Origin of the sequence: Ornithinibacillus gellani, from assembly GCF_003730295.1 — a bacterium.
Taxonomy (GTDB): domain Bacteria; phylum Bacillota; class Bacilli; order Bacillales; family Amphibacillaceae; genus Ornithinibacillus_A; species Ornithinibacillus_A gellani.
The window spans coordinates 1-12,877 of the sequence record NZ_QTSZ01000004.1 but is presented as its reverse complement, the minus strand read 5'-3'; the positions used below and the strand labels follow the sequence as shown (position 1 = coordinate 12,877).

The 12,877-nt window shown below is 39.4% G+C and carries 12 protein-coding genes and 1 pseudogene; 8 read left to right on the top strand and 5 right to left on the bottom strand.

Going from position 1 to position 12,877, the window contains the following annotated elements:
• Positions 1-24 precede the first annotated feature (24 nt).
• Positions 25-639 (bottom strand): 3'-5' exonuclease, encoded by a 615-nt coding sequence (locus DX933_RS00070; protein ID WP_123314557.1) that lies wholly within the window; start codon positions 637-639, stop codon positions 25-27.
• Between the two features lie 109 nt (positions 640-748).
• Positions 749-2,161: a DHA2 family efflux MFS transporter permease subunit gene (locus DX933_RS00065; protein WP_317843060.1), complete on the bottom strand. Its 1,413-nt coding sequence runs from the start codon at positions 2,159-2,161 to the stop codon at positions 749-751.
• Between the two features lie 362 nt (positions 2,162-2,523).
• On the opposite strand from DX933_RS00065, the gene DX933_RS00060 reads away from it, so the two are divergent.
• From DX933_RS00060 to serA, 7 genes are all read left to right on the top strand, one after another.
• Positions 2,524-3,867 (top strand): cytochrome ubiquinol oxidase subunit I, encoded by a 1,344-nt coding sequence (locus tag DX933_RS00060; protein ID WP_123314444.1) that lies wholly within the window; start codon positions 2,524-2,526, stop codon positions 3,865-3,867.
• Complete coding sequence (locus DX933_RS00055) at positions 3,867-4,889, top strand: cytochrome d ubiquinol oxidase subunit II (protein WP_123314443.1); 1,023 nt, start codon at positions 3,867-3,869, stop codon at positions 4,887-4,889. Before DX933_RS00060 ends, DX933_RS00055 begins: the two co-directional genes overlap by 1 nt.
• A gap of 20 nt (positions 4,890-4,909) precedes the next feature.
• Positions 4,910-5,029, top strand: a complete 120-nt coding sequence (gene cydS, locus DX933_RS18835) for a cytochrome bd oxidase small subunit CydS (RefSeq protein WP_397315550.1) — start codon at positions 4,910-4,912, stop codon at positions 5,027-5,029.
• A 165-nt stretch (positions 5,030-5,194) separates the two neighbouring features.
• A complete protein-coding gene (locus DX933_RS00050) occupies positions 5,195-5,683 on the top strand; it encodes a hypothetical protein (RefSeq protein ID WP_123314442.1) in 489 nt (162 codons plus the stop codon).
• A 36-nt stretch (positions 5,684-5,719) separates the two neighbouring features.
• Positions 5,720-6,637: a prenyltransferase gene (locus DX933_RS00045; RefSeq protein WP_223805823.1), complete on the top strand. Its 918-nt coding sequence runs from the start codon at positions 5,720-5,722 to the stop codon at positions 6,635-6,637.
• Between the two features lie 515 nt (positions 6,638-7,152).
• Complete coding sequence (locus DX933_RS00040; protein WP_123314441.1) at positions 7,153-8,304, top strand: pyridoxal-phosphate-dependent aminotransferase family protein; 1,152 nt, start codon at positions 7,153-7,155, stop codon at positions 8,302-8,304.
• A gap of 29 nt (positions 8,305-8,333) precedes the next feature.
• Positions 8,334-9,920: a phosphoglycerate dehydrogenase gene (gene serA, locus DX933_RS00035; RefSeq protein WP_123314440.1), complete on the top strand. Its 1,587-nt coding sequence runs from the start codon at positions 8,334-8,336 to the stop codon at positions 9,918-9,920.
• A 105-nt stretch (positions 9,921-10,025) separates the two neighbouring features.
• Here serA and DX933_RS00030 read toward each other — a convergent pair whose 3' ends face one another.
• The gene (locus DX933_RS00030; protein WP_123314439.1) at positions 10,026-10,817 is read right to left on the bottom strand and encodes an HAD family hydrolase; all 792 of its coding nucleotides are present in this window, start codon (positions 10,815-10,817) and stop codon (positions 10,026-10,028) included.
• A 150-nt stretch (positions 10,818-10,967) separates the two neighbouring features.
• On the opposite strand from DX933_RS00030, the gene DX933_RS00025 reads away from it, so the two are divergent.
• The gene (locus tag DX933_RS00025; RefSeq protein ID WP_123314438.1) at positions 10,968-11,735 is read left to right on the top strand and encodes an NRDE family protein; all 768 of its coding nucleotides are present in this window, start codon (positions 10,968-10,970) and stop codon (positions 11,733-11,735) included.
• A gap of 281 nt (positions 11,736-12,016) precedes the next feature.
• Here DX933_RS00025 and DX933_RS18290 read toward each other — a convergent pair whose 3' ends face one another.
• On the bottom strand, positions 12,017-12,169 hold the full coding sequence (locus DX933_RS18290; RefSeq protein ID WP_190279355.1) for a hypothetical protein: 153 nt from the start codon (positions 12,167-12,169) through the stop codon (positions 12,017-12,019).
• Between the two features lie 250 nt (positions 12,170-12,419).
• Positions 12,420-12,877 (bottom strand): annotated as a pseudogene (locus DX933_RS00020) (peptidase S8); the annotation flags it as partial.

Below are 12,877 nucleotides of genomic sequence, written 5' to 3'. Positions count from 1 at the left end.
CTGATAGGTACTCCAGCTTTGTCATTATTTTAAATATATACGTTTCGTTTTTCGAGCACGTTTCTCTTTTGGTGGAGCATATCCTCTTTCAAAAATCTTACCCTTTGTCATTTGATGCTGTTGTAATAAATCCTCCACGGACCCTGATTCTGTTGATTTCACGGCATACTGTAATATTTTTGCTGCCGCACGGGCATCCTCTAATGCATGATGATGTTCAAAACGAATATCGTGAAATGCCGCCAATGTATTTAGCTTATGATTTTCTAATTCAGGCCATGTTTTTTTGGAAATAGCAACTGTACATAGATAATCCAATACTGGGTATGGCAGCTCATAATAATCTAAAGTATTACGAATCACACTCATATCAAAGCTGGCATTATGAGCCACAACCAAATGATGATTCAAATAATTATCCAGACGAGGCCATAATTCCGTAAAAGTTGGTGCATCAACTACATCAATTGGTGTAATACCATGAACATACGTATTATATGGACTGAACTCCATTTGTGGATTGATCAAGCTATAAAATTCATCGATAATTTGATGTTCATCTGCAATCACCACACCGATTGCACATGGGCTAAATCTTTTTTCATTCGCTGTTTCAAAATCAATGGATACAAACTGCATTCCATTTCCACCCCCATCAGCTCGTTCATGTTCCATATTATAACATGGAAATGCAGACAACAGACTTGGGAGATTCTTAGATTGATCACCGGCTCTGAAATCTCCCATTCTATGAAGTTGTTTTTCTAGCTTGTTGTCCTTTAATTTGGAAAGCCATGATCAATGCCAATGCAGAGAGGGCCGTAACCACGTAAAAAGCAATATTTACCCCTTGAATAAGCCGGTTCATATCCTCCTGTTCCCCTATATCCGGCGTCGCGCCTGTCATAATCGTAATCAAAACACCTGTCCCAATGGATGCTGCGACCATTCGCATCGTATTATTCATTGCAGTTCCATGTGGAATTAAACGATTGGGCAACTGATTAAGACCAGCAGTTGTTGCAGGCATCATAATCATCGATAGCCCAATCATGCGAATCGTAAAAACGATGGTTAAATAGGATAATGAAGTCGTTTCCGTTAAATTTGTATATAAATAAGACGTAACAGTAAGCATCAATAAGCCAATAATCACGAGCCATCTAGCTCCAACCCGGTCAAACACACGACCGATAACAGGAGATAAGAAACCCATGATTAATGCCCCAGGAAGAATAACTAGCCCTGAATCTAAAGCAGAGAATCCGGCCATTTTTTGCATATATATAGGCAAAATGGTTTCCGCAGCAATTAACCCCATAAACGCAATCATACCAATTATGGTAGTGATCGTGAAAATTTTATTTTTAAAAACACGAAACTCCAATACAGGCTGTTTTAGTTTCAATTGACGTAATATAAATACAGTCAATGAAAGACTTCCCATTATAAGCGCAATCAGAACCATTCTACTGGACCAACCAAAATTACCAGCACTACTAAATCCATAAAGTAACCCACCAAAACCAATGGAGGACAGAATAATGGACAGTACATCTACTTTTGGAAATGTCCTTGTTGTAATATTTTTCATTAAAAAGTAAGCAAAAATTAGATCAATTAAAGCAAACGGCAAAATAATATAGAAAAGGGAACGCCACGGGAATATCTCCACTAACCAACCAGCAAGTGGTGGACCAATTGCCGGGGCAAATGAGATGACAAGCCCAACCATCCCCATCGCTGTCCCCCTTCTCTCTATCGGGAAAATCAATAGAAATATCGTCATCATTAATGGCATCATAATTCCTGCTCCAGCAGCCTGTACCACCCGGCCAGTCATTAACAATGGAAAATTAGGTGATAAAGCACAAATAAGTGTACCAAACGCAAAGGTGCTCATGGCAAACATAAACAATCTTCTTGTTGTGAACGTTTCAATTAAAAAAGCGGTGATTGGAACCATGATTCCGTTCACCAGCATAAAGATAGTCGTTAACCATTGTGCCGTATTTTCTGTTAAATCTAAATCCTTCATAATAGGCGGAATTGCTGTTGCCAATAGGGTTTGATTCAATATGGCCAAAAACGATCCTGCGATAAGCACTGCGACGATTGGCAGCTTATTTATTTTTTCAATTGGATTCGATTTATCCACCAATCGCATTCAACCTCCATCTGCTAACATACTTACTTGGGCAAACAATCTATTCATAGTCTAGCATACTTCGTCCCATTAATAGACCTTTCCTTCTTATTAGGGAAGCGAATGGATAACAACCATTTATATTTACAAATTGTGGCTTATGTCACTATTTCTTCATTACTACGTTAGAAAGCATTCACAAAGGACATGCTTTTTTTATCGGTTTTAGGGGTAATATAAATATACAAGGGAGTGTCAGAATGTATAAAAATCATGAAAAAAAATTAATTTGGCTTGCCTTTATCGTCGCAGCCATTATGCTCTTGTCCATTTTGGGAAGGTTATTCGGTGGATAATATAAGGGAGGTTCTATCGATTTGGTAAATGAACAAGCAGTCCACTACAGTAGAATATTAACGGAGCTTACACTTTCCTTTCATATCATCTATGCCACAATCGGCGTTGGCGTCCCGTTAATGATAATGATTGCGCATTGGATCGGTATTAAAAAGAATGATGAGCATTATATTCTATTAGCCAGACGCTGGACCCGCGGTTTTGTTATTACAGTTGCAGTCGGTGTTGTGACCGGTACAGCAATTGGCTTGCAGCTCTCTTTACTATGGCCAAACTTTATGGAACTTGCGGGTAATGTCATTGCACTACCACTTTTCATGGAAACATTTGCATTTTTCTTTGAAGCCATTTTTTTGGGTATTTACTTATATACCTGGGATCGCTTTGAGAATCAACGCAAACATCTTCTTTTCTTGATTCCTGTTGCTATTGGGGCTTCTTTTTCTGCAGTTTTCATCACTATGGTTAATGCGTTTATGAATGCGCCACAAGGGTTTGATATGCTGAACGGCGAACTTGTGAATGTCAATCCACTTGTTGCTATGTTCAATCCAGCTATGCCGACAAAGGTGGCACATGTAGTGGCAACAGCCTACATGACTTCTGCCTTCGTGCTAGCATCCATCGCTGCTTTTCGATTATTAAAGGGTTCTAACCATATTTACCATAAAAAAGCATTATATCTCACTGTAAAAATCGGATTAATTTTCGCGATTGCGAGTGCCTTAATTGGGGACCTATCCGGAAAATATTTAGCAGAATACCAACCAGAGAAATTGGCTGCTGCAGAATGGCACTTCGAAACATCTGAAAAGGCGCCACTTATTCTTTATGGTGTCTTAGATGGGGAGGAAACCAAATACGCCATCAAAATACCATTTGCTTTAAGTGTATTGGCACATAATAACCCAACCGCAGAAGTAATTGGACTCGATCAATTTGCAAAGGAAGACATTCCCCCACTTTATATTCACTATTTATTTGATATCATGGTGACCATTGGTGTGTGGATGATTATCCTGGCACTCCTCTACTGGATTGGCATCAAACGGGATTGGTCTTTCATTCATACGAAAGGATTCCGATGGCTGCTCGTATTGGGTGGACCTTTATCCATCATTGCCATGGAGGCTGGTTGGTGGCTCGCCGAAGTTGGACGGCAACCGTGGGTATTACGCGGTATCATGCGAACGCCAGATGCAGCTACAAGCAGTAACCAGGTTGACCTGATGCTCGTGTTATTTGCTGGTCTATATATAATTTTAGGCATCGGCTCCGTTGTCGTATTACGGCGTATGTTCAAACATAACCCTGTTGAAAAAGAATTAGCAGATCGAGCAGCAGAAAAGGGTGGTGTTTCATAATGGATTTGGAAATCCTTGGCATACTTGTTTTATGGACCTTTTTATTCGGGTATCTCATTGTAGCTTCCATTGACTTTGGTGCTGGATTCTTCAATGCATATAGTACTCTTAGAGATAAACAACACTTGCTTTCCAAAGTCATTCAACGTTATCTTTCACCAGTTTGGGAAGTTACCAACGTCTTTTTGGTTTTCTTTTTCGTGGGGATTATCGGATTTTTCCCGAAAACTGCTTTTTATTATGGTACTACCCTACTTGTTCCTGTCAGTATTGCCATTATTTTATTGGCAATTCGCGGATCCTATTACGCCTTTGAAACATATGGTTCCAGAGGTCATAAGGGCTATTCATTTATGTATGGGCTTGCTGGCTTAATATTGCCAGCCTCCCTCTCGATTGTATTAACCATATCAGAGGGTGGATTTATTTCCATGCAAGATGGTAAACCAGTCTTGGATTATTGGTTATTATTTAGTAGCCCGCTAACCTGGAGTATCGTCGTATTAAGTATTGCGGCTGTATTGTATATTTCCGCTGTTTTTTTAACCTGGTATGCGAATAAGGCAAAGGATAAGCAGGCGACAGAAATCATGCGAAAATATGCATTAATATGGGCTTTCCCAACAATTATCACTGCCGCGGGAATTATTGTTGAATTACATTCGCATAATCCGGAGCATGCGAGCAGGCTGATGGATTTATGGTGGGTATTTGGATTATCCGTTTTATTCTTTATCAGTACAGTATTTCTTATCTGGAAACGGCGCAATTATGGGGTTGCTTTTGGGTTATTAGCAGGACAGTTTGCACTGGCGTTTTACGGCTATGGATTTTCTCATTATCCGTATCTGCTTTATCCGCATCTAACCATTTATGATAGCTTCACAAACGAAGCAATGGCAATTTCCTTAATTGTTGCCTTTATAGCAGGGCTTGCATTACTGATTCCGTCCATCTTTTTACTGTTTCGATTATTCATTTTCAATACCGATTATGTCAAAGGTAAATCAGACTATAATTAGGAAAGGAGATCGATCGTGGTATGCAACAATTTTTAATGTTTTATGCACCTTTTCTTATTCTGATTGTATCGATTATCTTTGCTTTTTGGATTGCCCCAAAGGATCGATCCATAACCAAAGAAAAGTCAGATGAAGCATAAGATTTAACATACCATTGCTAAAGCACCGCATCCCAATGTAAACGGAGCGGTGCTTTTTGCTGTCAAAAATCCGTAACATTCATTTGAAAATTACGTGATAAATATCACGCTTTACACAATAAAAAAGGATTATACTTGAGATAATCAACAAAGGAGGCGAGAAAAATGATCCGAGAAATACTGCTGGTCATTCACATCTTTCTTGCCTGTATTTGGGTCGGCGGAATTTTATTTGTTGGTTGGGGTGTATATCCTGCTGCCGCAAAAATGAAGCTGCATGTTCAACGAAAATTCTTATTATCATTAATGAAACATGTGCATCATCTCTTCACACTTGCGGGATTCGGCGTCATTTTATCCGGAATTCTTTTAGGCACAGTGTTTGGCCCCATTCATAGCATAGACATGTTGTGGCATACAGCATACGGAAAAACTTGGCTCGCCGCTTTAATCACTGGAAGCATAACCCTATTTTGGGGAGTATGTATTGGTTATCGGGAAATGAAACTTATTTTCACGGATATATTTTTATGGCGGGAGGCAGCAAATGGCAATAAAAAACCGTTATATCGAGAATTAATTCGACTGGCTGCCTTGGAATCCGTTGAAGCAGTCGGATTTACTGTCCTCATTATTCTTATGGTGGCCCTTTAAGATTAGCCTAATAAGCAAGAAAAGGAGGTAATTGAAATGAATCCATCCGAAAAACAACATATAACAGTATTACCAGATGATTATCACTTTTTTCGTTTTTCTTGGTTCCAGCTTATGCGTCCGCTCACATTTACTGGTACAATTAGTCCTATTCTTGCTGGTACCGCATTTGCTGCATTAAAAGGAAATGTACGGTTAGATTTATTGTTCTTTCTTTTAGCTGCCTCCATTTTGATTCAAGCTGCAGCGAATATGCTAAATGATTATTTTGATTTTTGTAACGGACAGGATCAAGACCGATGGCAAACAAAACAACATACAGGGCCAGCGCATCACCACATCCCCACTGTTGCACTTTTTTTAATTGGCGTGGCTGCCATGCTCGGCATCTGGCTCGCATCAGAAAGTAATTGGATTATCATTCCAATTGGCATGATTGGTATTGCTGTTGGATTCTTTTATTCAGCAGGGAGGTATTCCTTATCAGCGCTTGGTTTAGGCGAGCTGACTGCTGCAATTTATTTAGGGGTAATCCCAACTCTTCTAGCTTATATAATACAGGGCAATTCGATTGATACCGGTATTTTTGCCGTTGCACTTCCTTATGCCCTATTGATTGCGCTCATGATATTATCCAATAATATTCGCGATATCCAAAAGGATGCTGACTTTCGCAGTACACTAGCAATTAAATTAGGTAGAAAAAAAGCTGCCTATTTACATGCTACTATGTTATTATTCACTTATGTGACTGTATTTCTACTCATCGCTACCCAACTCATCCATTGGACAGCCGTTTCTGTCATACTAGCAGCACCATTTTCCTGGCGATTATATAGCGCGTATCGGTTAGATGCTACACGTTCAATGGAAATCGCTGGTATGAAATGGTCCGCTCTTCACCACTGGGTGTTCGGATTATTACTTTCCATCGGTATTTGGATTGGCGGCTAATCATGTAACGCATTCAACATGACTGTGCTAACCAAAGTACACGCATGTTGGATGTCATCTCTTGAGAGTCCCATGTTTAAAGACGGTGTATGACCCACTTAAGCTTTATCGTTCGGAAAGTCTGTATAATTAAAACGTATCATGTTTTGGCCACTTCATCATTTTTCAGCTGTCAAAGCCACATCCAGCTCAAGCCTCACCATCAATCAATTATTTCTGTCGACGGGAATTTTAATGCCATACCTGAATGCTTGCAGTTTTATTTATTCCTCTATTGGTGCTAGGCCAAAAATAAGATTTATTTGTATTTTTATATAAAAATTTTTGAAAACGCTTCCTCTCAAACATGTGTTATGAAAGGCTTCGTTCCATTTCGATAAATTAGCGGGAATTTTCAGTTTTATACTACTTTCAAGTATTGACAACATTCCGAAATCTGTTATGCTATGAACTAATTTAATGAAACGTGAAGAATGTACCCAATGCTTTTTTCTCGTTTTGAAAAGGAGCTAGCTATGCATACAGACCATCAAATACTTAGAATCCCCGGCCCTACACCCATTCCACCTAGTATTCAGCTTGCCATGAGTCAACCAATTATCGGACATCGAGATTCCTTAACGAAAGAGCTGTTGGAAAGAATCCAACCCTTACTAAAGCCCGTTTTCGGTACAAAGGAGAAGGTAACTATTTTAGCTTCCAGTGGTACAGGAGGTTTGGAAGCTGCAGTATCCAACACCCTTAACAGCGGTGATGAAGTACTCGTTGTTGTTACGGGTGCATTTGGTGAACGCTTCTCTGTTATTTGTGAATCCTATGATATCCAAGTACATACGCTAGAAATAGAATGGGGAAAAGCAGCAGATCCGACTGAAATAGAACGTATGCTTAAACAACACCCGAATATTCGTGCCGTATTCCTTACCTATTGTGAAACTTCTACAGGTGTACTCAATCCAATTGAGAAGCTTGCTGAAGCCATTCAAACGCATTCTGATGCGCTTATTATTGTTGATGGTGTTTCCTGTATAGGCGCGGTTCATATGGAAATGGATGCATGGGGTATTGATGTCGTCGTCTCTGGTTCTCAAAAAGCATTCATGCTGCCCCCAGGGCTGGCATTTATAGCGATGAGTAAACGTGCAAGTGCAATCAGTCATTCGAAAAAGCATCATGGATTATATTTTGATTTAAACAAATATGAAGCTGCTGCTGAATCAAGTAGTACACCTTTCACGCCAGCAGTTTCTCTTTTATTCGGACTTGAACAAGCTTTACATTTAATGCATGAGGAAGGATTTGCATCAACTGTAAAACGGCATAACAAAATGATGCAGATGACAAGAGCTGCTTTTCGTGCCATGGATATTCCCTTACTCACAACCGACTCGGACGCATCCCCAACAGTAACAGCTATAGCACCAATTGATTTTAATGCTGAGGCATTGCGCACAGCATTAAAAAAAGAGTTTCAACTTATCATTGCTGGCGGACAAAAGCAGTTGAAAGGCAAGATTTTTCGTATAGGTCATATGGGATTTTGTTCCCCCGCAGATGTATTCCAGTACATTTCCTTGGTTGAGATTTGCCTGCACCATATACGAAGCAATCATATACTTGGTGCTGGAACAACAGCTGCACAAAAAGTTTTTGTACAACCCAATTGATTTAAAAAATGTATAAAAGGAGTTAAAACATGTCCTACGATATATTAATTTCGGATCCATTACATGAAGATGGTATACAACCACTACAAGTGCACCCGGAAATGAATGTGATAGTAGAAACCGAATTATCCCAGGAAGCATTAGAGCAACGAATCGAAACCGTTGATGCATTAGTTGTTCGCAGTCAAACACAGGTCACAAGAACTTTAATTGAGAAGGCGAAAAACCTTAAAATAATCGGTCGCGCTGGAGTCGGGGTTGACAATATTGATTTAGAAGCGGCAACAGAACATGGAATGATTGTCGTAAATGCTCCAAATGGGAATACAAACTCGGCAGCAGAACATACGATGGCTATGCTCATGTCTTTATCTAGAAAAATCCCGCAAGCACATATGGCTTTAAAGCATCATAAATGGGAGAGAAATAAATATGTTGGTACAGAGTTAAAAGGCAAAACACTTGGTGTTATTGGTATGGGGAGAATCGGCGCAGAAGTGGCCTACCGTGCAAAAGGACAACGGATGCATGTCATAGCCTATGATCCTTTTCTAACGGAAGAAAAAGCTAATAAACTTGGTATCCGCTATGGCAGTGTGGATGAGGTAATTGCCGCTGCAGATTTTATAACCGTACATACACCTCTACTGAAAGAAACGAAGCACCTTATCAATGCCGATGCCTTTGAAAAAATGAAGCCAGGTGTTCAGATTATTAATTGTGCACGTGGAGGTATTATTGACGAGGCAGCGTTATACGATGCCATTATTTCAAAAAAAGTGGCAGGAGCTGCCTTGGACGTTTTTGAAGAAGAACCGATTCGTAATAATCGATTGCTAGAGCTCCCAGAAGTCATTGTTACACCGCATTTGGGGGCAAGCACCGTGGAAGCACAGGAAAATGTCGCCATCGATGTGAGCGAGGATATTATCCGTTTCCTAACAGAAGGTACAGTCAAAAACCCGGTAAATCTGCCTGCAGTGCCCCGAAGCATATTAAATAAAATTGAACCTTATTTTTACCTTGCTGAAAAACTCGGCGCATTTCTCACCCGTTTAGTAGACGAAGTGGTTGAAGAAGTGAATATATATTACGCAGGTGAATTATCAGAGCTGGAAGTGGCACCATTAACGCGTAACACAGTCAAGGGATTATTGCAGCGTCATTTAGGAGAGCATGTCAATGATGTTAATGCGCTTTACCTTGCTGATCGAAAAGGCATTACCATTCATGAGCATCGGACAAATGCCAAAAAAGGATTTACCAATTTACTCACCGTAGAAATTAAGACAAAATCAGCAATAAGAAGTGTATCCGGAACTCTTCTGAATGGGCTTGGTGCGAGAATTGTCAAAGTAGATCATTATCGTGTTGATGTTACACCAGATGGCCATATCGTTGTGATTCATCATCATGACCAACCTGGTGTAATCGGAAGAATGGGTAGTTTACTAGCCAATTTTGATGTAAACATTGCAACGATGCAGGTAGATCGATCCGATCGTGGCGGGGAAGCGATTATGTTACTGAAGATTGATAAAGTCATAAGTGATGAAGCATTACAAGGTTTAGATGAGCTCAACGATATTGTTGACGTCAAACCAATCGATCTATAATTAATAGTATCTAAATTCTAACTTAATCAAAACAAAAAAACCGGCTATTTTTCGTCTAACATAAGACGGTCTAAGATAGCCGGTTTTATATGATAACCAAAATATTTATTTACTGTTTTGATTAATAATAGAAAGAACCTCACCCAATCCTTTTACTTCATAGTCCGGTTGGTCGTCACTTGCTACTCTTTGATGATGATTAATCCATACAGAGTCAATACCAGCAAGGTTTGCCCCGCGAATATCTGTTAATAGATTATCTCCAATCATGATTGCTTCACCTTCTTGGACGTCTAATAAGCTTAATGCATAATCAAATATACCTTTATCTGGTTTCCCTCTACCATAACTGCCTGAAATAACAATATGATCAAAATAGCGTGCTAGTTCCGGAGAGAGATTTAACTTCGTTTGCTGCAAATCTGGAGACCCATTGGTAAGCAATAATAATTTATAGGTTCCATATAAACTGTCTAATACAGAGAAAGTATCAGGATAGTAATATACATGTTTTTTACGCATCTGTGGAAACGTATCGGCAAGCTGCTGTCCAAGCTCCGCATCTACAATTCCAATGCCCTTCAATCCTTCCGTCCATGCTTCTATTTGATAGTCTGGCACAATGTGGTGAAGTTTCTTAAAATCTTCACCTTTATCCTCGAACTTGCCCCATAATCCTTCAAATGGATTGATGCCAATTTGCTGTGTAAATGGATATGTTTCATAGCTTTCATACAGCTTGCGTGCCTGTACTTTTACACTTTCCACCAATTTATTGGAATCGATAGCAGGGTTTATCGCTGCAGCTTTTTTACATGTATCTTGAAATGCCATTTGAATGCTTTTCGCATCCCATATTAACGTATCATCCAAGTCAAATATAATTGCTTTATACATTCTTTCTATCTCCCATCCATTCCATCGATTTCTACTTCTATTACTTTATCAAATAATCTGAAAAAAACAACCATTGCAGGAAAAACTTATGAACTTCGCTTTGCTTCCCTAATTATTTGTACCGTATACTATTAGAAAGGAGGTATGAAGATGTGTCTGATTAATTTTCAAATTGGCAGTCATCCCGAATACAAACTAATTGTTGCTGCAAATCGTGATGAATACTATAAACGTCCTACTGCTCCAGCACATTTTTGGAAAGATGCGCCATCTCTATTAGCTGGACGTGATTTAGTCCAACTTGGAACTTGGCTGGGGATAACGAAAGAAGGGCGATTTGCTGCCTTAACGAATTATCGACAGCCGAATAAGCAACAAACCCATACGAAATCAAGAGGTGCCATTGTTGCTGATTATCTTCAATCCAAACAAGATCCAGTAACCTATTTACAAGCTTTACAACAACATAAAACACTTTATTCGGGATTCAATGTAATTGTAGGAAATGCGGACAAGCTGTGGTATTTGAATAATCTAGAAAACAATATTGAACCTATCTCTAGTGGTATTCATGCATTAAGCAATCATTTCTTAGATACACCTTGGCCAAAAGTTAAATATGGGAAAAAAATACTTTCCGAATTGAAGAAGGAATCAGCCAAACTGCTTCCTGAACGACTATTTCACCTGCTTGAAAATACGGAAATAGCCAATCAGCAGGATTTACCTGATACAGGTGTTGGTTTGGAATTAGAGAAACAGCTTTCACCGCTTTTTATTCAAACGCCCCATTACGGGACCAGATCAGCTACGGTTTTACTCATAAATCATAATCACCATGTCCAGTTCTATGAACGAACATATGAACAGGGTAAACTAAAGGATGATGTCGAATTTAGTTTTCAGATTACAACATAAAGTGAAACTTCAATCAGGGGGGTTTTTGCACTTCCCCCACTGATTGTTAGTTGAACCAATCAGGCTTTTACTGGCTGTTGAACCCCCACTTATCATTCTTGTTATCAACTAAAATTCTTGGTGGGAGGCTTACAGCCAGTTAATCTGTGATAAAGTGAAACTTCAATCAGTGGGTTTTTCGCACTTCCCCCACTGATTGTTAGTTGAACCAATCAGGCCTTCACTGGCTGTTGATCCCCTGCTTATAATTCTTGTTTTCACCATCTGCATCTTCCATACCCCTATCTTTTTCCAGTGAAAACGGAAAGTACAGTAAATAGGTACTTGTTAATTGTTTTTGAATCGTCCTTTTGCTTTGTATACAATTTTGTAAACCGCGATTTCCGATAGTTCCAGTCATTCTCCGCCTGATAATGAAATAAAGAATCCTTCATTTTTATTCCTCCTCTTTGATCTTAAGTCTATTTTATAAGGTTCAAAGGAAAACGTCGTCGGCATCATGACTGAATTATTATATCAAAAATAACCTTCCAAAATCGGAGAAACCATCCAACTGCAGACTGACGAGAAATCAGCCTAGCTCCATTCGCAATCCAAGCATACAAAAAAGACCAGTCCCTCCGCTCATTGGGAGAAACTGATCTTTTTTGAATATTTCTCTTTCTTTTTCAGTCGGATAAAAGCTTACTCCAAATTAATATTCAGCTTTCCTTCTGCCTTTGCACGTGCTTCATTACCATAGCTATCTTTCACAATAACTTCGATAACAGCACCCTCTGCATAAGCATTAGATGTCGCTGTCCAGTAACCGACATAATGACCTGGCGTTGTTTCCATCATCGGCAGCTCCGTTGCGTTAGCAATTTTTGCTCCGTGATTCGTTAATGGCATATGAATAACATAGGTTGCACGCAAGCCTGGCTCACTATCAAATTCAATCTTAACACTTTCTCCAGCCTGTAAATCAACGTCCTCTGTAGGTGTTAGATTTTCAATCTCTGGTGCATCAAATTGGACATCCAATGTGACGCTCTGGGTTGTAGAATTACCTGCGAGATCATAGGCTGTTACTTCAATCACATTCTCTCCATTATCCAATAGAATACGCTTGGAATAGGAACCGTCCTCTGCCAAATCTGCAC

What these genes read in the sequence shown, in the direction of transcription:
- DX933_RS00030 (WP_123314439.1), bottom strand. Translation starts at nt 10,817, where the DNA reads ATGTATAAAGCAATTATATTTGACTTGGATGATACGTTAATATGGGAT.
- DX933_RS00055 (WP_123314443.1), top strand. Translation starts at nt 3,867, where the DNA reads ATGGATTTGGAAATCCTTGGCATACTTGTTTTATGGACCTTTTTATTC.
- DX933_RS00050 (WP_123314442.1), top strand. Translation starts at nt 5,195, where the DNA reads ATGATCCGAGAAATACTGCTGGTCATTCACATCTTTCTTGCCTGTATT.
- serA (WP_123314440.1), top strand. Translation starts at nt 8,334, where the DNA reads ATGTCCTACGATATATTAATTTCGGATCCATTACATGAAGATGGTATA.
- DX933_RS00070 (WP_123314557.1), bottom strand. Translation starts at nt 639, where the DNA reads ATGCAGTTTGTATCCATTGATTTTGAAACAGCGAATGAAAAAAGATTT.
- DX933_RS00025 (WP_123314438.1), top strand. Translation starts at nt 10,968, where the DNA reads ATGTGTCTGATTAATTTTCAAATTGGCAGTCATCCCGAATACAAACTA.
- DX933_RS00040 (WP_123314441.1), top strand. Translation starts at nt 7,153, where the DNA reads ATGCATACAGACCATCAAATACTTAGAATCCCCGGCCCTACACCCATT.
- DX933_RS00045 (WP_223805823.1), top strand. Translation starts at nt 5,720, where the DNA reads ATGAATCCATCCGAAAAACAACATATAACAGTATTACCAGATGATTAT.
- DX933_RS18290 (WP_190279355.1), bottom strand. Translation starts at nt 12,169, where the DNA reads ATGAAGGATTCTTTATTTCATTATCAGGCGGAGAATGACTGGAACTAT.
- cydS (WP_397315550.1), top strand. Translation starts at nt 4,910, where the DNA reads ATGCAACAATTTTTAATGTTTTATGCACCTTTTCTTATTCTGATTGTA.